The sequence below is a fragment of the uncultured Leifsonia sp. genome (assembly GCF_945957465.1).
Lineage (GTDB): Bacteria > Actinomycetota > Actinomycetes > Actinomycetales > Microbacteriaceae > Leifsonia.
In genome coordinates this window covers 14,573-33,276 of record NZ_CAMFLC010000011.1, presented here as the reverse complement: position 1 = coordinate 33,276, position 18,704 = coordinate 14,573, and the positions used below count along the sequence as shown (strand labels likewise).

The 18,704-nt window shown below is 66.7% G+C and carries 14 protein-coding genes; 6 read left to right on the top strand and 8 right to left on the bottom strand.

What is annotated here, in order from left to right; translation table 11 throughout:
• Positions 1-493 precede the first annotated feature (493 nt).
• Entirely contained in the window at positions 494-1,369 is an 876-nt protein-coding gene (locus Q0Q23_RS07590; protein ID WP_295121635.1) for a YDG/SRA domain-containing protein, read from the bottom strand.
• 229 nt (positions 1,370-1,598) lie between these two features.
• Between Q0Q23_RS07590 and Q0Q23_RS07585 the strand changes: the two genes are divergently transcribed.
• Entirely contained in the window at positions 1,599-1,919 is a 321-nt protein-coding gene (locus Q0Q23_RS07585; protein ID WP_295121633.1) for a nucleotide pyrophosphohydrolase, read from the top strand.
• Positions 1,906-3,624: a DNA/RNA helicase domain-containing protein gene (locus Q0Q23_RS07580; RefSeq protein WP_295121631.1), complete on the top strand. Its 1,719-nt coding sequence runs from the start codon at positions 1,906-1,908 to the stop codon at positions 3,622-3,624. Before Q0Q23_RS07585 ends, Q0Q23_RS07580 begins: the two co-directional genes overlap by 14 nt.
• A gap of 100 nt (positions 3,625-3,724) precedes the next feature.
• Here Q0Q23_RS07580 and Q0Q23_RS07575 read toward each other — a convergent pair whose 3' ends face one another.
• Entirely contained in the window at positions 3,725-4,090 is a 366-nt protein-coding gene (locus Q0Q23_RS07575; protein ID WP_295121629.1) for a hypothetical protein, read from the bottom strand.
• 323 nt (positions 4,091-4,413) lie between these two features.
• On the opposite strand from Q0Q23_RS07575, the gene Q0Q23_RS07570 reads away from it, so the two are divergent.
• The gene (locus Q0Q23_RS07570; RefSeq protein WP_295121627.1) at positions 4,414-6,696 is read left to right on the top strand and encodes an HAD-IC family P-type ATPase; all 2,283 of its coding nucleotides are present in this window, start codon (positions 4,414-4,416) and stop codon (positions 6,694-6,696) included.
• Here Q0Q23_RS07570 and Q0Q23_RS07565 read toward each other — a convergent pair.
• A complete protein-coding gene (locus Q0Q23_RS07565) occupies positions 6,654-7,340 on the bottom strand; it encodes a DUF805 domain-containing protein (protein WP_295121624.1) in 687 nt (228 codons plus the stop codon). The genes Q0Q23_RS07570 and Q0Q23_RS07565 overlap by 43 nt on opposite strands.
• A 119-nt stretch (positions 7,341-7,459) precedes the next feature.
• Between Q0Q23_RS07565 and Q0Q23_RS07560 the strand changes: the two genes are divergently transcribed.
• A complete protein-coding gene (locus tag Q0Q23_RS07560; protein ID WP_295121622.1) occupies positions 7,460-7,948 on the top strand; it encodes a GyrI-like domain-containing protein in 489 nt (162 codons plus the stop codon).
• A 314-nt stretch (positions 7,949-8,262) separates the two neighbouring features.
• Here the strand turns inward: Q0Q23_RS07560 and Q0Q23_RS07555 are convergent, their stop codons facing one another.
• Positions 8,263-8,967: a hypothetical protein gene (locus Q0Q23_RS07555; RefSeq protein ID WP_295121620.1), complete on the bottom strand. Its 705-nt coding sequence runs from the start codon at positions 8,965-8,967 to the stop codon at positions 8,263-8,265.
• Between the two features lie 271 nt (positions 8,968-9,238).
• On the opposite strand from Q0Q23_RS07555, the gene Q0Q23_RS07550 reads away from it, so the two are divergent.
• Both Q0Q23_RS07550 and Q0Q23_RS07545 read left to right on the top strand, forming a co-directional pair.
• The gene (locus tag Q0Q23_RS07550; RefSeq protein WP_295121617.1) at positions 9,239-9,814 is read left to right on the top strand and encodes a helix-turn-helix transcriptional regulator; all 576 of its coding nucleotides are present in this window, start codon (positions 9,239-9,241) and stop codon (positions 9,812-9,814) included.
• Positions 9,807-10,406, top strand: a complete 600-nt coding sequence (locus Q0Q23_RS07545; RefSeq protein WP_295121615.1) for a hypothetical protein — start codon at positions 9,807-9,809, stop codon at positions 10,404-10,406. Before Q0Q23_RS07550 ends, Q0Q23_RS07545 begins: the two co-directional genes overlap by 8 nt.
• Positions 10,407-10,525: 119 nt before the next feature.
• On the opposite strand, the gene Q0Q23_RS07540 is transcribed toward Q0Q23_RS07545, so the two are convergent.
• From Q0Q23_RS07540 to Q0Q23_RS07525, 4 genes are read right to left on the bottom strand one after another with little or no spacing between them, the layout of a single operon-like run.
• The gene (locus tag Q0Q23_RS07540; protein ID WP_295121613.1) at positions 10,526-11,770 is read right to left on the bottom strand and encodes a TIGR02679 family protein; all 1,245 of its coding nucleotides are present in this window, start codon (positions 11,768-11,770) and stop codon (positions 10,526-10,528) included.
• Positions 11,767-15,879, bottom strand: a complete 4,113-nt coding sequence (locus Q0Q23_RS07535) for a TIGR02680 family protein (protein ID WP_295121611.1) — start codon at positions 15,877-15,879, stop codon at positions 11,767-11,769. Before Q0Q23_RS07535 ends, Q0Q23_RS07540 begins: the two co-directional genes overlap by 4 nt.
• Positions 15,876-17,048 (bottom strand): TIGR02678 family protein, encoded by a 1,173-nt coding sequence (locus Q0Q23_RS07530; protein ID WP_295121609.1) that lies wholly within the window; start codon positions 17,046-17,048, stop codon positions 15,876-15,878. Before Q0Q23_RS07530 ends, Q0Q23_RS07535 begins: the two co-directional genes overlap by 4 nt.
• The gene (locus tag Q0Q23_RS07525) at positions 17,045-18,637 is read right to left on the bottom strand and encodes a TIGR02677 family protein (protein ID WP_295121607.1); all 1,593 of its coding nucleotides are present in this window, start codon (positions 18,635-18,637) and stop codon (positions 17,045-17,047) included. The genes Q0Q23_RS07530 and Q0Q23_RS07525 overlap by 4 nt, the downstream gene beginning before the upstream one ends.
• Positions 18,638-18,704: the final 67 nt, after the last annotated feature.

Here is an 18,704-nt window from a genome sequence, read left to right as displayed (position 1 = left end):
GAAACCTGTTGAATGGCTACCGGGTGAAGTGCGAGACCCCCGTTTCGCCGAGGCTGAAGATACGCCCGCGCTGTCCGACCGCGCAACAAGAACGTGACGGGTTCTCAGGATCAGGTCGCGGGCGGGTTCGGCTTCATTTCCCCTGATCCAGGCCGAATCGCAGGGTGTTTGATCGCTGGCTCGGTTGCCGTGGAGGCCCCCAAATTGGGGGTAGGACACCGCGGGTTCCGTGGTGTCGATGGTCCGTATGCCTGTCCGGGCATGGACCCATCCACGCCGCCTCGTTCACTGCCCCAGCCAGCCGAGACCGCAGAGCTCTATCGATGCGGCTCCGTCAGGGATGTCCTTATGGATTCGGCTAAATCCGAAACATAATCTGCTGGCCTTCACGCCGACCCGACGCAATGCCGCCGTGCTGGTTCCGCACGACGTGAAAGACGACTCCACTTGATGCCTTCATGCCTTGCGAGCGCGACCACAAGCTGTCACCCCGTTACCCCGCTCCTGAACCTCGAGCCGTAACCCACAGCGTTCGCTGATAACTCAGGTTGGGTGGATCGAGCCGATGCGAGCCGCGGAAGGTTAGCTTTCCAGCCTCGACGCCATCCACCGTAATCACGCGCATGTCATCCATGATGACAATGCCGCCAATGTCCAGTTGAGTGTGATGGTTGGGACAAAGACACAGCAAATTGGACTCCGTGTCGGGGCCGAGGTGCGGGCGACCCAGCGGGCGAACGTGCGCTCCTTCCGAGTAGCTGCGCCCTTGCGATCCAATGATTCGCGTTCCGCAGATCTGACACGAGTCGTCGTACAGTCGTTTCACTCGACGAACCGCGGCCGAGTCCCGAATGCGTCGCGAAATGGTCGTGGTTGAGAAGGAGGGATCCGCTTCGAGGACACCGCCAGCCTCGTGATCGTAATTTCCGTCTAGCGCATCAAGTCGGAATCGCTGAATCACGAAACCATCCGCGCCCGCCTGGGGCCAGTGTCCAGTCACAGTGAAGAGGCCTGCATATAGATAGCCCGAGTCGGGAGCAAAAGACGAATCCTTGTTTGACCCTCTGGTCACTCTGACTGGCAGGCCTTCGAGCCAGCTAGTGATGAGCCCGGCGTTGCCGGGGGCGTCGGGCGACTGGTCCTTGATCTGCCGACCCGTCCGCTGATCCCGTCCACCGTGCCCGGTATAGATGATGTAGTCACCGAAGTCTTCGTCATCGACATAACCTCCCGAAACTACGATGGAGTCTGCTCCGTCAGCCTTCGTTCCGGAAATGCCCGCGTGGACGCCTGCGGCACGCAGAGCCTCGCGGGAGGCAAACCAGTGTCCTTCAAGCACACCGTCAGGCGTTCCGAAAAACCTAGTCACGCGGCCCCCTCGAATGGCAGCATACCGAAATGCATTCATTCTTCCGCGATACGCGTTATGGGGCAGCGGCCACTCAATGCCAGCCCTAAGGGCAGCCAAAGCGGCTGAATCTGTATCGCGGAGGGTCTTGCTCTCTCGACGCGGGCGCGGAGGTAGCCGCCCCCGTAGCTCGCTTGAGAGAAACAGGCCAAGGGCCCGCTGCGACCCGGAGGATTGCTAGCGTGGCCCTGTGACGAACGAGTCTGTGCTGGCAGCGCTGCGCGCCTTCGTGGCGGAACGGGATTGGGCGCAGTTCCACTCCGCCGAGAACCTCGCGAAGAGCGTCTCCATTGAGGCGGGTGAGCTTTTGGAGTGCTTCCAGTGGAGCCCGGACGGTGACCCGGAACGCGTGCGTGAGGAACTCGCCGACGTCCTCACCTATTGCCTGCTGCTCGCGGACAGGCTCGGTGAGGATCCCGACCGGATCGTCCTGGACAAACTCGCCCGAACCCAAGCCAAGTACCCGGTTGATAAGTCGCGCGGCCGGAGCACCAAGTATGACCGGCTTTGACATAGTCCCCTTCGACCGTTCGGGCAGCGCTCTCGACGAAGTCGTGGACCCCCGACTGAAGAACTGGCCGGTGGTCTACGTCATGGACGGTAAACACCAGGTCTATGTGGGCGAGACGCTCAGCCTGGTCTCGAGGATGCGGCAGCACGGCGGCGACCGCCGCAAGGATGCGCTCACTTCCGTTCGGGTCGTCATGCACGACGAGTTCAACAAATCGGCTTGCTTAGACCTTGAGTCGTATCTCATCCGGATGTTCGCGGGTGATGGCCGATACGAGGTGGTCAACGTCGTAGCGGGCATTAGGGATGCGGCCTACTACGACCGAGAGCGTTACCAAGCGCACTTCGATCAGATCTTCGATGAGCTCCGGGAGCGGGGGCTCTTCGAGCGCACCGTCCCGGAGATTATCAACAGCGACCTCTTCAAATTCTCGCCGTTCAAGGCGCTCTCACTCGACCAGGCCGTCGCAGTCGAGAACGTCCTCGAAGCGCTCTTCGATGACATCCAGATCGGATCATCCGAGCCGATCGTTGTTCAAGGCGACCCCGGTACCGGCAAGACCGTCGTCGCCGTGTACCTCATCAAGCTCCTACGAGATATCGCGACTGCATCATTGCAGGATGACCCCGACGTGGAGACGGTGTTTGCCGAGTTCTTCGTACCCGAGAACGCGGCACTGCTGGCCGATTTTCGGATCGGGCTCGCTGTCCCGCAACAATCGCTCCGCGCCACCCTTCAGAAGGTCTTCGCGCGCACGCCTGGCCTCAAGCACGTGTCGGTCCTCACTCCGTTCGAAGTGGGCAAGTCGAGCGAGCACTTCGACCTCCTCGTCGTGGACGAAGCGCACCGCCTCAACCACCGCGCCAACCAGCCCGCTGGCCCGTTGAACGCCGCCTTCGCCACCATCAACGCGGCTCTGTTCGGGCACGACGACGACGAACGCACACAGCTCGATTGGGTGCGCGCCCGAAGTACTCATCAGATCCTTCTCGTTGACCCCGCCCAGAGTGTGCGTCCAGCCGACCTACCTGCACCTGTGGTCAAGGCCCTGGTCGAGAGCGCGAAATCTGCATATCGCTACTTTCCGCTGCGGTCCCAACTGCGCGTGCGAGCCGGCGACGACTACACGTCTTACGTGCGCAGTGTCCTCCGCGGTGAAGGCACCACGGCCAGAGCCTTTCCCGGCTATGACCTTCGGTTCTTCGACGACCTCGGAACGATGCGCAGGGAGATCGAGCACCGCGATGCGGAGACGGGTCTCGCCCGACTGGTTGCCGGCTACGCCTGGAAGTGGGTGAGCAAGAAGGATCGCGACGCGTACGACATCGAGCTCGACGGTATTCGTATGCGCTGGAACGGCACGCAAACCGACTGGGTGTCGTCGCCCGCGTCACTCTCGGAGGTCGGTTCAATCCACACCATCCAGGGGTACGACCTCAACTACGCCGGTGTCATCATCGGGCCTGACCTTCGCTTCGATTCCACTGACCGCCGCCTCTGGTTCGATCGCTCCAACTACTTCGACACCAAGGGCATGGAGAACAACAAGCGTCGGGGCATCGAGTACACCGACACCGACATCCTCGAATACGTGACGAACATCTACGGGGTGCTCCTCACGCGCGGCATCAGCGGCACCTACGTCTACGTGTGCGATCCCGAGCTGCGGCGGTACCTGCGGCCCTATTTCTCCAACGCCATCTGAGCCGCAACGGCCTGACCCAACTCGAACGCCCCAACGTGCGGAGCAGCGATAAGGGGAAAGCCGAGACCAACCATCCCAGCGCGTGCCGATCGGAACGGCCCTACTCGCCGAAGACCTGAGCCTTCACGGCTTCCGGATCGGCGAGCCCGATCACAACGCGGCGATAAGGCTCCCCCGCCAACTCGATCTGAAGCCCACGGGGCGTGTCGGAGTGCACGAGAGCGAGTGTGACCCCGCCGTCCTCCCCGTTTCGGAAGGTTCCAACGGCGGTCGTGTTGGGGACATATCGCCCGGCGATCTTGAAGTCGCTTCCCCATCCTTTGATCTGTTGGTGGGCGTCGTCCAGCACCTGCACGGACGCGACGTGGGCGAGCGGGAAGCGAGTCGAGGCGAGCAGTCCTTCGATCTTCTCGAACGTCGAGAGTGTGATCACGGCGTCGGAACCATCACGGGTCAGTTGAGCCATGCGACCACACTAACGACGGCGGTCATCAACCGAGCCCGCCGGCTCAGATCACCTCCCTGTCCACAGGGACCGGATCGCCCTCGATCCGCCGGGCCGCGACGGACGAGCCGGGCCCGCGTGACTTTCGGCCCGGGTCTCCCAGCCACGTGGCGGCAGTGTGTGCGCATGGAGTGTGAAACGTCTTCGGTCCGGAGCACGGCCGAATCGGACCGCGGAGGTGCGCCGTCCTGACGGGGTTGTCGAGCGCCGACGTCGCCGGGCGTACGGCGGCGGGCCGGAGCAACCGGTACCGGCCGAGGACGAGCCGCAGCCTCGCCGGTATCGTGCGCGCCAACGTGCTGACGCTGTTCAACGCGATCATCGGCGGCTGCTTCGCCGTGCTGCTCGTGATCGGCGACTGGCAGGACGCCCTGTTCGGTCTCTCGGCCCTCGCGAACCTGATCATCGGCACGTGGCAGGAGGTGCACGCGAAGGTCACGCTCGACCGGCTCGCGCTTCCGACGGCGTCATCGGTTCGCGCCGTCAGGGACGGGCGGGAGGTCGCACTGGACGCGGACGATGTCGTCATCGACGACCTGCTCGTGCTGCGGGTCGGGGACCGAGTGGCCGCGGATGCGCGAGTCGTCGTGTCGGACGGTCTGCAAGTCGACGAGTCGCTGCTGACCGGCGAATCCGACCCGGTGGACAAGCCTGCCGGTGAGGCGCTGCTCGGTGGGTCCGTGATCGTCGGAGGCGAGGGCAGGGCGCAGATCGTACGGGTCGGTGCCGAGACCTTCGCCAACGGGCTGGCGGCTCAGGCACGCCGGTTCTCGCTGGTGTCGAGCGAGTTGCACTCGGGAGTCCAGACGGTGCTGCGCTGGGTGGCCTGGGCGATCGGCCCCCTCGCGATCCTGGTCTTCAACGCGCAGGTGGTCGCACTCGGCGGCTGGTCGACCGTGTTCCGTGGGGAGGAGTGGCGCGACGCCGCCGTCTACACCATCGCTGCCGTGGTGGCCATGATCCCGCTGGGCCTGGTACTGATGACGAGCATCGCCTTCGCGGTCGGTGCGGTGCGGCTCGCCCGCCGGCACGTGCTCGTCCAAGAACTCGCCGCGGTCGAAGTCCTGGCGCGCGTCGACGTGATCTGCTTCGACAAGACCGGGACGCTGACCGAGGGCGACATCCGCCTCGACACGGAGCTCCCCCTGCGTCCCGCCTCGCAGCTCCCGCACGGCTGGCGTGAGGCCCTCGGCTGGTTCGGCTCGGCCGCCGACGCGAACGCGACGGCACGTGCCCTCGTGGAACGGTATCCCGCACCGGCGGACGCCGTGCCCACGGGGCGGATACCGTTCTCGTCCACGCGGAAGTGGAGCGGTGTGTCCTTGAGCGGCCGGTCGGCCCCCGGCACCTGGATCCTCGGCGCAGCGGAGGTTCTCTTCCCCGATCGCCGACTCGACGAGACGGTGCGGTCGTCGACCGCGGGCGGCCGGCGAGTCCTGGTGCTCGCGCACGCCGACGCCCCGTTGCGCAGCGACGACGGGCTTCCACCGTCGAGACGCCCTGTCGCGGTCGTGACGTTCCGCGAACGCGTGCGAGAGGACGCCGCGCAGACCCTCTCGTTCTTCGCACGTGAGGGCGTCGACATCCGTGTGCTCTCGGGCGACGACCCCCGCACGGCGGCGGCCATCGCCGCGGAGGTCGGGCTCGGCGGGCATGCGGGCTTCGACGCGGGCGACCTCCCCGACGACCCGCGTCGCTTGGTCGAGGTCGTGGACGAGCAGGTCGTGATCGGCCGGGTCACCCCCGACCGCAAGCGCGACATCGTGGCCGCCCTGCAAGCCGCCGGCCGCACGGTGGCGGTGACGGGCGACGGCGTGAACGACATCCCGGCGCTCAAACAGGCCCACATCGGGATCGCGATGTCCTCCGGCACGGCCGCGACGAAGGCGATCGCCCGCATGGTGCTGCTCGACGGGCGATTCGCCGAGCTCCCGGCGGCGGTCGCCGAAGGGCGGCGGGTCATGGCGAACATCGAACGGGTCTCGATGCTCTTCCTGGCCAAGACCGTCTACGCGGCCGTACTCGCCTTCGTGTTCGGCGCCTTCCTGCTCGCCTTCCCGTTCCTTCCGCGGCAGCTGTCCGTCATCGACGGGTTGACGATCGGGCTGCCGTCGTTCTTCCTCGCCCTTCTCCCGAACCTCCGGCCGTACCGGCGCGGCTTTCTGACGCGCTCTCTCCGTTTCGCCGTTCCGGTCGGGTGCATCATCGCCCTGGTGATCTTCGCGTACTCGTGGTCCGCGACGACGGCCGCGCTGGACGAAGCGGAACTTCGGACGGGGTCGACATTGATCCTCGGGGTCGTCGCCCTGTGGGTGCTCGCTGTCGTCTCACGGCCTTTCGATCTGCGCAGACTCCTGGTGCTCGCCGCAATGGTCACGGGGCTGGCGGCCGTGTTCACACTCCCGTTGCTCCGCCGCTTCCTGGTCTTCGTCGAACTGTCGCCCCCGGCGTGGTTTCTGGTCGCCGGATTCTCGATCGTCGGGATCGTGCTCGTCGAGTCGGTCACATCGGTGCTGAGCCGCGGCTACCCCTCGGGGGGCGGACTCTGGGGAGGCACGGGAGGCTGAGCCGGAGGCTCGCCGGGTGGCTGCTCGGGCGACGTCCCGGGCGCTCGCGGCTCCGGGGGCGCTGCGTAGAGGGGCTGGCCGCCGGCCGGACCCGCGTAAGGGAGCGGCGGCGCAGGAGGCCAGCCGTAATCCCGCGGCACGGCGCCCGCGCCGGGGACGATCACCGTGTACCCCGGCACCTCGTTGTCCGGGCGGTCGAAGCGGGCTCCACGCGGGTTCGGGGGAAGAAGGGTCAACACGAAGATCGCGAATCCGCCCAGGCTCGGGATGAGCAGCAGAAGCAGCAGCAGACCGCTCAGATCGACGTCGTGCAAGCGGCGCGCCGCGAGCGCGAGACCGGGGATCAGCGTCGCGAACCACCATGCGACGAGCAGAACGGTGCCGACGGCGATCCCGGGCCCCGGCGTGAGGCTCCCCTCCGCATCGCTGGACGATCCGACCACCGCGCCGAGCAGCACGATCCCGTACAGGACGAGAGGGACCAGCGCACCCACCAACGCCCACCACCAGTACTCGCTTCGACTGGCTCGCCCATCGAAGCGTGCGTACTTCTTCCAGAAGCGCACGAAGGCCTCCGCGAATGAGGCGCCATAGCAGGGCGCCCACAGAGGCACGCGCTGCCGCTGCGATCCCGGTGCGTTCATCAGTGACCCCCTGGCTCGGCGCACGTCGGCCGGCGACGGTCAGCCTAGTAGCCGGCGCTTCGGCCGATGAGGGTCTTTCGGCCCTGCTGCCCGAACGCGAGCGCCTCCACACTGACGTCATGACCACGATCTCGATTTCCGAGCGCACCGAGCAGCCGTCCGCTGTGGTCCGCGAGCGGGTGCGGATGGACGAGCTCCCGGCGTTCTTCTCGCGAGCCTTCCACGACACCATGGCCGCGCTGACCACGCAGGGCCGGCACCCGGCCGGACCACCCTTCGGCAAGTACTACGGGATGCCGACCGACACGGTCGACGTCGAGGCCGGGTTCCCCGCATCGCAACCGATCGAACCGTCCGGCTCGGTCGTCCCCGGCGTCCTCCCGGGTGGACGGATCGTCGAAGCGATCCACGTCGGTTCCTACGACACCCTCCAGGAGGCGTATGCAGACGTGCAGCGGTACTTCCGCGACCACGACCTCACGCCGGGCGAGGCGATGTGGGAGTCCTATCTCTCCGATCCGGGCGCGGAACCCGACCCGGCCCGCTGGCGCACACAGATCAGCTGGCCGGTAGCCGACGACCCGCACGCCCCGACGTCGACGCGGTGAGGCGGCCCCGCCGGCGACCGCGAGTGGCCGCGAGCCGGGCCGCGGCCCGGTGCTGCCGCGTGGCCCCTGCGTCCTCATCGTCGGGTTCCGTCTGCGGTTCATCCGGGGGCGCGCACATCGACTCTTCGAGGTCGAAAGCACCCTGAACACGTCACTGTGCGTCGGCTTCCCCGGCATGTGTCCACGCTCTGGGTCGCCCCCGACCGGTCCGGCGTCTGCCGGGGCGTCCACGAATGGGACACCTCCGCCGTGTATGCGGAGCGCGAGCGATTCGCGATCGTCAGGAGCGGTCTGCGCTCACGAACGATCTGCGCTCACGAACGATCCGCGGTCCCGGGCGACGTCGCGCCGGACCCGGCATCGGCGCCGTCCCCGGGTCGCCTCCGCCGCCGGACCGCCCGCCCGATCAGGAACGCCCCCGCCCCGATCACGGCGATCGGCCAGAGCACGTTCACCAGCGCGAACCATTCCGCCACGCTGGCGAGCACCGCGACCGCTGCCAGAGCCAGCACACCGGCCGGGATCCAGGCCCACCAGCGCGGGGACGTTCCTCCCGGGAGCACGGCGACCAGGACGAAGGTGAGGGCCGCCCCCAACAGGAAGGCCACACCCGTTCCCGCACCGCCCACCGTGCCGGCCAGGGCGGTGACGATCGAGAGCGTCAGCAGGATTCCGCCCGGGATCAGCGCCCACCAGTGACGTCGATCGCGCAGATAGATGGCCCAGAAGCCCAAACTGAGCACGCCGAGCATCGGCACCGCGGTCCACTGGCCGAGCCCGCGCGGGTCGAGATCCATGAGCGTGACGATCGCTGCGCCGATCAGCGCAGCACTCGGGATGGCCGCCCACCAGGACCGTCGCTCCGCGAAGAACACGAACCCGAACGTCACGCCAGCAGCCACCAGCACCAGCGCCCACAAGACCGGCGTGACGATCACGCCGAGAGCTTCGAGCAGCAGGAGGACCCCCGCGGCCAGCACAAGTGCCCCGAGAACGACCTGAACAGGCAACCGCTTCATGAGTTCCGGCCCCTTCCATCCGCAGGGCGAGCCCGATTGATCGAACACCCCGGACAATCATGCAGCGTAGGAGGCGATGATCCGCGGGACCATGGTCCTTCGAATCGCGACCGGACGGGATGGTAGGACAGTCGCCATCTCCAGGTACGAGCGCCGGCTCAACGAGCGCGTCTTGGGGGAGAGCGGGGACGCTCTGGAGCGATTGAGTCGCCCATTGGCGCAAGCTGGAGTTATACTGAATTGAGTATAAATGGGATCGGAGGTGAGTGGCATGGCATTCGCGGATCTCATCCGGGCGGCGCGCAGAGCCGCAGGATTCAGTCAGGCCGAAATCGCGGACCGCGCGGACACCTACCAACCGATCGTCTCGGGCGTCGAACGTGGCAGGCGAGACACCGGCGTCGCGTCTGCAGCGCACCTCGCGCGCGCCGCGCAGCACCGCCTGCTTCTCATCCCGACGACGCACCCAAGCGCGGTCGAAACGGCGGCGAGAATCGCGACCGCGCTCCACGAAGACAGCAGAGACGGCGCGTTCCGGGCCCTTCTCGACTTCTCCGATGGACTTGCCAAGGAAGCGCCCTTGGTCGTCGCCGCGCTGGTGGTCGCTGAGCCGGAGAGCACCGGTAGTCGAGAGTGGGACGCCGCCCTGTCCGGAGTAGTCGCTTACCGGCTTCATCAGGCGCGTTTGCCCGAAGCGGCCTGGACGAGCCACGCGATCACCGACAACGCAGAGCTGCGGGCCCCGCATCTGCATCCGCTGGACGATGCGCCAGACATTTCCCAAGTGCCGCCGGAGTTCCTCGAACGCGGTGTCCTGATCGAGGAAGGAACGCTGGCCAGTGTCTGATCCGAGCCCGCAGCTCGATCGTGGCTCACTGATCGAAGCACTCAACGACCTCATCGAACGTGTATATAGCGCCAACATCGGGCCCGTCCGGATCAGCATCGTCGGCGGTGCCGCGCTCGCGCTCTCCCATGTGGACCGCCGGCGAACAGTCGATGTCGATGCGCGGCTTGACCCCCACGACGCGCTCCTTCCCATCGCAGAACGCATCGCGATCGAGCGGGATTGGCCGACCGATTGGCTGAACGCGAATGCGTCCCAGTTCTTCCCAGACTGGGGCAAGTCCGTGAACTGGCGACCGCTGTACGACCGCGATGGCATCCTCGTCGAGGTCGCGCCGGCTGACGCGCTCCTCGCCATGAAGCTCCGAGCCGCGATGAGCCGGCCTGGACGCGACACGGCCGACATTGTCAGCCTCGTCACCGAACTCGACATCGAGAGTGCCGACGAGGCCGAATCAATCTTTTCGTCCTACTACCCCGGCGATGCGCTGAACGACCGCGTCTACGCGCTCGTCGAACGCGCCGTCGCGCATCGAGCGGACTACCCGACGACGCTGCTTCCGGACGTCGAGCTGAATCCCAAGACACCCTGACTCAACGCGACGTTTGCGTTCGTTCGACGGATCGCAATCGAAAATCGGTTGGCGGACAGAGTTTGTCTGCACTTCCCCATCCACTCCGCCAGAGTGCGAGCATGTGCATCGCTTCCGAGTCACCCCGCAGCGAGATCTCCCAAGAGCTCCCGCAGAACCGACTCCTCTTCGACGCGGAAACGGAGTTCGTCCATCGCGGCTGTCAGACCCGGATCCCAGGGGGTCTCCCCCACCGTTCCCGTGAACGCCGAGAACGTCTCTCCAGAGGCGCACGCAGCACGGTAGTGCTCTTCGTCGAAGCGCCAGGGCAACCAGGGCACCCGACGTGCCAACGTGCGAGCGATCGAGATCCCGCCCGCGTCGAAGTCCCCGTGATATCGAAGGCTCGAACCGCCTTCGAGCAGTCGCGTAAGCAAGCGGACGACCGCAGCCCCCGGCTGTCCGTTGACGCACACCAGCGCTGGTGCGGCCGCCCCGAAACGGACTGCCGCAGATGCGACCACCGCAGGGTTCTCGCACACCCAGACGACCTGCGGACAGGTGCCGATGTCGTCGACGGCGAGCTGGCGATAGGTCAAGACCGCCGGCTGGCCCGACTCCGACAGTGCGGCGAGCGCTCGGGCCGTCGGCGACGTGGCGCCGCCCGGAAGCCCGAGAGCGATGACCGTCGATGAAAGCTCGTCCACAACGACGCCGCAGGAGAGCCACGCCTCCCGTCGATCGTGTGCGCTCGAAGGGCTGGGGCTGCCGCCGATCGCCGCAGCTAGCCCGACCGCCAGTGCGCCGAGCGTCGTCTTCGAGTCCAGCGCGTGCGCATCCCCGAAGAGTCGCGCGGCGAGCACGCCGAGTACCTCTCCTTCCGTTGGAAGAGCGCTGGCAAGCGTCACGAGCTGGGCCGCTAGACGGCGCGCTTCAGCCGTTGTCCGGACAGCGCGTTTCAATGCCCCTGTGCGCCCTGCTTGGTCTGTCCACTCCGCCAGGTCAGGGTGAACGGCTGTCACCTGGCGGAGTGTGGCGGCGGCTTCCAGCCAGGCTTCGCGCTCGGCCCGTCGGACCTCCGGGCCGACAACCGGACCCGTGAGGGCGATGACGGCAGATTCCAGGCCCTCCGGCCACGCTCCCCGCCGCAGTAGCGCGTCGAGCGCCTCGAGCGAGACCGTTGCGCTCGAGCCCGAGCGAACGGGCTTGCCGAAAAACCTGGAGGCTGCGACCCGCTCCGCAGTGGTCGCCGCCTGCTTCGTCACGGTCCCGGCAAGAATGCCCCTCTGCTCGAGGCGGGCCCGCAAGCGAGAGAGCAACCAGGCGGTGTCCGGAGTGCCCAGGATCCGTCGAAGCTGAGCGAGCTGCGCGCCGTCTTCGCTCACCAGAGTTCGCCCGCGCGGGCGGCGTCGGCGACCACGTCACATTCAGCGACCTCCGTGCGCTTGCGGCCGTCCCAGCGCCAACGCTGCACATGCACCGCGTTCGCACCGTCGAAGCGAGTGAGCTGAGCGATCGAAAGTCCTGGCACCTCCGGGTAGCATCCCCACTCGCGCTCGCTCGTCATCACGACGTCCAGGTCGAACTCCGCCAGCAGACCGAGACAATCGGCCCGCGCGCTGTCATCAACGCCGGCGAACGCTTCGTCGAGCATGATGAGACGCGGCGCATACGGATTCGCTGCTGTTCGATAGTGCGATGACGCCGCGGCAAAGAGCGGAATGCTCGCTGCCAGCACACGCTCCCCGCCGGATGCGGGCCCCGTCGCGGGCTTCCACTTTCCGCCCTGCTGCCGCTCGACCGTGAAACGGTGCCAGCGACGGTAGTCGAGCGCTTCGCCGAGATGGTCGTACCAGTTGCCGGCCTCATCCGCGTCGCGGACTTCCGCGATCCGCGCCTGCAGGAACGCGCCGAGGGCGGTGCGGTCGTCTTCGCCCCAGACATCTGCGGTCGTGCCGAGGATCCGTCGCGCATCAGTCAGCCCCGCCGGACCATCCGAGCGTGGCTTCCACAGCACGCGTAGTGTCATGCCGGTCGAGGTGGGGCGGGTGCGCAATTCGTTGTTCAGCTGAACGCTCTGGTGGTCGGCCTCACCGATCAACTCGGACAGCTGGGCGCCGACCTCGGCGACGAGGTGGGTCTGTATGATCTCGCGCTCTTTCGCGTTGAGCAAGCGCTCGTGCTCTTCGATCCGATCGCCCAACTGGACGGCGAGGTCGACGAGGAGCAGCTCACGGCCCGAGATCGACACGACGACCCGCACACCGTCGTCGCTCGGGATGTACGCCGCCTCGTGACCGTGACGACCCAGCGAACGCTGGAGGTCGGTGAACTCGCTATGGACCTGCGAGAGCAGCCGGTTGTAACGCTCGATCGACGCGTCGACACTCGCGAGCTCGGCGTCGAGAGCACGCGCGAACCGCACGCCGGAGGTGACGGCCCACTCGTCCATTCCCTCCGGTTCTTCGGCTTCCAGCTCGGCGACGCGCGCCAACCCCAGCATTGTGGTGCGGCGCAGCGCGTCGACGGCCTCCACCCGGGCTTCGTGGCTTCGTTCCTGGTCTGAGCGCATGCCGTTGAGCTTCTCGCTTAGCCCACCCCGGATCTCGCCGAGGTTCTTCTCCTCGCGGCTGAGCCGAGAAAGCTCCCGGTCCACCTGCTTCGTTCTGGCAGCATTCACCGCTACGCGTTCGCGGTGATGCTCCACGTCGGTCCCGACGGAGACCCGCAACCCGTCGGCGTGCGCCCGTTTCACGATCAGCTCGGTGACGGCCGCTTCCTTCTCTTCGGACGCACGTTCGGCATCCCCCTGAGCCTGACGCAGTTGTTCGCTCGAGCGCACCAACACCCTTAGCGCGTCGGCAACACGAGAGAGGCTATTCCAAGCACCCTCGACGAGCCGCTCGTACGAGGACAGGGCGATGCCGAGCGCCCGGATACCCTCCACTGCGGCCGGTAACCCGAGAACCTCCGCATCGGCACGAAGCTCCTCCACCGCAGACCGGGCGCGCCTTGCCGCGACAGATGCCGACTCCCGCGCCTTGACGAGTTCGGCCTCACGCTGCCGGACGCGTTCGGCCGCGGAGCGCGCAGCATCATCTGCGTTCTGGAGCGCGTGCGGATACGGCACCGCTCCTCGCTCCCGCTCGACGGTCGCCACGCGCTCGGCAATTGTCGCGAGAAGCCTGTGCAGGTCGGATTCTTCGCTGGCGAGTTGGTCGAGTTGGGCTCGCGCCTGACGCAACCGTTGTTCGCGAGCCGCCGCTCGAGCGCTCTCGCCGATGAACCGGGCGGAGTCCGCCGACCAGGCACCATACGCCGATCCGAGACGGTACCGGCCGGATGTGCCCACCCACACCGGTGCGGGATCGTCGTCGGGAGCTTCGCTGAGGGCAATACCGCGAAGGACCCCCGTGATGGTCGACTCCATGACGGCAGTGCCGGCCGGCGGCTCGGCGATGAGCACATCCGCGAGGGTGCGACCCGACACGGGAACGTCGGTCGCAAGCAGGATGAGTTGTCCGTCGTCGACGCGTCGAACCGATCCATCGGAGACGACCGCTGCGGTGAGCAATCCGCTCCCCTCCAGCCCTGCCTCGATTCCGGCTCGGGCGGCCTCGTCGAGATCGTCCCGGAAGCTCACTGCCCGCCAGAGCGGGATCGACTCTCCCGGTGCTGCAGCGCGCGTGGGCGCCATGTCAGGCTCAACGGATTCACCGTTTTGGAGAGCATCGATCTCCGTCTGGAGGTCGAGGATGCGACGCGCAAGCTCCTCCAGTTGCAGCGTCTTGGAGGCACGCTGACCGCGCAAATCGTCCAGTACCCCGTCAGCCGATAAGCGAAGCGCCATCGCCGCTGGGTTCTCACCGGCGCGAAGCCTGACCCAGTCAGTGAAATCCTCGAAAGCAGCGTCCGAAATCGACAACTCGGTCAGCGCGGCCAGGGCGATCTCGACGTCGGAGAGATAGGCATCGACCGCGTCATCGACCGCAGCGTCGGCAGCGACGCGTTCTTCCATGGCATCCGCGCGGCGACTTTCGGCTTCAGCCTCCCTCAGTGCAGCCTGTCCCACGGCTGCCTCCGCACTCACAACGGCGTCGAGCAGGGCTGTTACACGGGTGACCCCTTCGCGCTTGCGGCCGATTTCAGCTCCGGTCGCCGCTCGATCGGCGGCGACGGCAGCCTCCATCTGCTCGCTCGGAGTGTCGAGCAACGCGTCGTGACGATGCGCGATTCCGGCCCTCCCGGCAGCGTCAGCCGCGGCAGTGATCGCCTCCAGCGCGGTACGGCGGGCCTGGTCGGCGCGATCGTTGTCGGCGCCGGCCTCGGCTCGAGCGGCCTCCAGGCGATCGTCGGCCCGCTTCTTCGCGTCGTTTGCCCGATCTTCGCGCTCGTCCGCTTCGTGGGCTGCCCTTTCGGCCATCTCCAGCAAACGCTCGCTCTCGGCGTTTTCGCTGTCGCGCAATGCTTCGCGTTCCCCCTCGAGCTCAACGCGTTCCGCACGCATCACGGCGAGCTGAGCACCCAGCTCCGCCAACGTTCGCTGCAACGTGTCGAGTTCGGCCGTCGTCTCGATGATCGCGCGACCGTAGCGTTCGTACTCAGCCTGGTCCTTGCGCGGCGCCTCCGCCTGACGCTTCAGCATCACCCTGGCGTACTCGCGATAGTGATCGAGGAATCCGTGCACCGCCTTCTGGTCGGCGATGAGCTGCTTGACCTGATCGCGCTCCTCATCCAGCGATCGCAACCCGTCGGCCACCGACTTGATCACGTCGTCACCGACCGGGGTGAGCGCGCGGGTGAGCGCCTCCGACAGTGCCGCTTCGCTCGGCTTCTTCGACAGCTGAGGAGCGCGAATCTGAAGCAGCAACTCGATCAGCTCCGCGTACCGACGCTCCCCCAGCCCGAACAGGCGCTGATCGACCGCATGCCGGTACTCGGCCTTACTGTCATAGACGCGCCCGGAGTCCTCCAGAGCGGAGGCCAGCCGATCCCTGCCGAGCACCAGTCGTCCCTTGTCGATGAGGTGCAACTGGTCACCGACACGCTGATCCGTCACGAAGAACCAGTGCTTGGTGATGGCGCGACCTCTCGCAGCCTTCAACCCCAGCCCGATCGTCGTGAAGTGCGGCTCACCGTCGTCGTCGAGGCGGCCGAATTCCAGCCAGCTGTACCCGACGCGCTCATTGTTCGGGTGTTCGTCACCGAGCAGGAGGTTCAGCTCCATGCGCTTCTGCCGGTCACCATCCGGCTCGACACGTTGGGGCGACAAATCGCCGTCGAACAGCAACGGCAGCGTCAGCGCCAAGACCTTCGACTTACCAGCGCCGTTGTTACCGCGCAGGAGCAAGCGGCCGTCGACGAACGGGAACACTTCGTTCTCGTAGTAGAAGAGGTCGACGATGCCCAGCCGGAGGGGCTGCCAACGCACGCTGGTCGGCGAAGGGAGTCCGGAAGACACGTCGGACGCGAGGGCAGTTGTTTCGATGGTCACGATTTCGGGTCTCCCAGAATGGTGGGTTCGGCAACGGCGAAGCGGCTGAGAGCAGGGAGCGCCACGACGGTCTTTTCGTCGCGGGCCACAAGCCGGAGGGCCGCAAGTCGCGTGAGCGCGACCTCCACCAGCTCAGGTGCAGCGGCCGGCTCCCGCGCGCCCGCCCGCCAGTACTTGGCGAAGGCGGGAGCCCAGTCCCGCACAGCGGCGACAAGGCTGTCCACGTCGTGTTCAGTCTCACCCGAGCGTGCGAGGTGTTCGGCGATGAGCAGGGTCACATGGCCCTCGGTGCCCTTCTCGGGCATCCGCACATCGCTGAGGTCGTCGTCGAAGTCCACCATCGCGAGGCCCTCCTCGCGGAGCTCCGCGACCAGCCCGGTCAGTTCGGTGATGCGTCGGCAGATCGCGGCGCGCTGGCTGCGGAGGTAGGCGTTCTCTTCGTCGGAGAGTTCGGCGAAATAGAGCACTGGATCATCGAGCAGCCGCCGGGTCAGGCTTTGCCGCAGTCGAAGGTTGCGCAGATCGTCCGTCGGAGCAGTTCCGCGGTCACGCATCCCGCGCAATCTTTCGTCGAGCGTCGCCCCTTTAACCGTGGAGGGGCCACGGCGGGTCACCAGCAGCTGGGATAGAACACGACGGGAGACGTCGTAGAGGGCATCGCCGGTCTCGCGGACGAAGTCCTGTTCGTCGCCGGCTACCTTCGTGAGCACTCCCCAGTGCAGGAGCATCTGGACAGCAGCGACCAGGTCACCGCGCTCCTCCCGGCTGGTCAGCCCGAACGAGAATCCGCCCGACACCAGCTCGTCGGCGCTCCCCGCCAGGATCGCCTGCTCCGCCAGGCGGCCCAGGGCGATCTGACTGTCGCTGCGCTCCAGCACCGAGAGACACAGCATCAACAAGACATAACGTCGCCTCGAGAACGGAGCTGCGGACGACTTCGTCGCGAAAGGATGCGTCGCATCGGTATCGATCGCCGGCTCACGGTCGAGCCGGACGACTTCGCTGTCCCGGTGCAGCGCCCAGCCGGTGTTGATCTCGAACCACTCGGCCAGCTCACCCGCGTACCGGCGGACCAGCCGGAACCGCTCCGCGTCCGCGGAACGGATGAGGGGATGGCGCAGCAGCACCCGCGCCGCGCGCTGCCTGTCATCGATGCTCGTGGCGCTCACGACGCCTCCTCGAGCGCTGCCGAGGCGAGCTGATCCGTGTTCAGCTGGCTGAGGTCGGTGATTCTGACCCGGTGATCGGGCCCGCACAATGTGCCCGAAGCCGTTTGCAGGGCCACCAGCTCGCTCGAGTCGAGTTGCGTGAGTTCGATGTGCATCATGCCGTCGGTGGAGGCGGTGCTCACCGTCCGCTCACCGGGCTTCTTCGCCACGAGCGCATCCCCGAGCAGAGAGAGGAACAAGCCGAACGCCGTGCGGTCGAGGCCCGCCAGTTCGCTCAGCGCGACCTCCCCGTTCGTCGTGAGCCGCCGCCGGGCCAGCGCGATCTGCTCCGCCTCCTGGCGCACGCGCAGAGCGAGCAGCGCACGCTCCGCAGAGCGGTCGATGACTTGGTTGGGGCGCCCCTTGCGCTCGTAACTGCCGGTGCGCCGAAGCTGCGGGGAGATCTCTACCGGCGGAGCGTCCGCCCACGGCGCCCCTGACCACGACTGATCCTCGTTCCACCGCTGCCACGTCTCCGGATCGACGGTCAGGTGCCGGGCCGAATAGAGACCGAAGGCCGCACGCGCGAGTCGATGACGGTCTTCATCGGTCGGAGCCTCCTGAAACCACAGCGCCAGCCGCAGGTAGTCAGTGGAACGATCCGAGCGGCCGGACCGGCGGGCGTGCACCGCCTGAACCGCATTCAGGAGCGTCGGAATCGCAGCGAGCGCCGCCATCCGCAACAGCTTCGCCTGACTATCGCGGCGCCCGTCGGAGAGGAACCATCCGTTGAGCCCCTCCCATCGGTTCGTCCACACCGACAGGTAACGGTCAGCCTGTTGGGCGGTGTCGCCGTCGAGCGCCGGCGCGTCACCGGAGTCTCTGTCCGCAAGTGCTCGCAGCGCACGCTCAACCAGGGCGGGATCAGCGTCGTTGAGCATCGACGCGATCTGGGGCCCGCGCACGGTCAGGTCGCGGATGAACCGCTCCAGGTACTCAACCAGTCGCGACTTGTAGGCGACGAACGCATCCTCATCGGTGTCGGTGAGATCGATCGTCCGCTGCAGAGACCCCATGAACGCGCTGGCGTTCTCGGCAAGCTCGGTGAAGCGCGTCGTCAGAGCGGTGAGGCTCGTCTGAATGACCGCGACGTCCAGCTCCTCAGCACCGATGAGCGCAAGGAACTGTCCCAGCGTCGCCGCGATGTCCTCGAGCGCGACCGTCTGCAACGATCCGCGCCTCCCCAACGCGTCATCGAACCGCTGCAACGCCAATTCGGCGGCGTCACCCGCCCTGCTCAGTTGGAAGAGCTGCCGCTTCGAATAGAAGTCCTCGACATGGACCACCCTCCCCGTGTCCGGAGTCGCAACGAGATTGCCCCACTCCACAAGCGAGTCGAGCGCTGCCGTCGCCGCCTCGATCGTCGGGACGCTCTCCTCCTTCCCGGCCGAGCGCCGGAGCTGCGCCAGCACATCGTCCGGGCGCAGGTGCACCTGGAAGCGTTCCTTCGCCACCACGAACGCGCCGAGCACCTTCCGGTAAAGTTCGGCGTTCGGCGCGTTCAGATGACTGAACACGCCGAACTCGCTCGGCAGCGAGTCGGGATTCATACCGAGTTGTCTATCACGATGTGGCGACACGCGAATCGTCCCCCAATGAAAGCGGTCAGCTCGGACG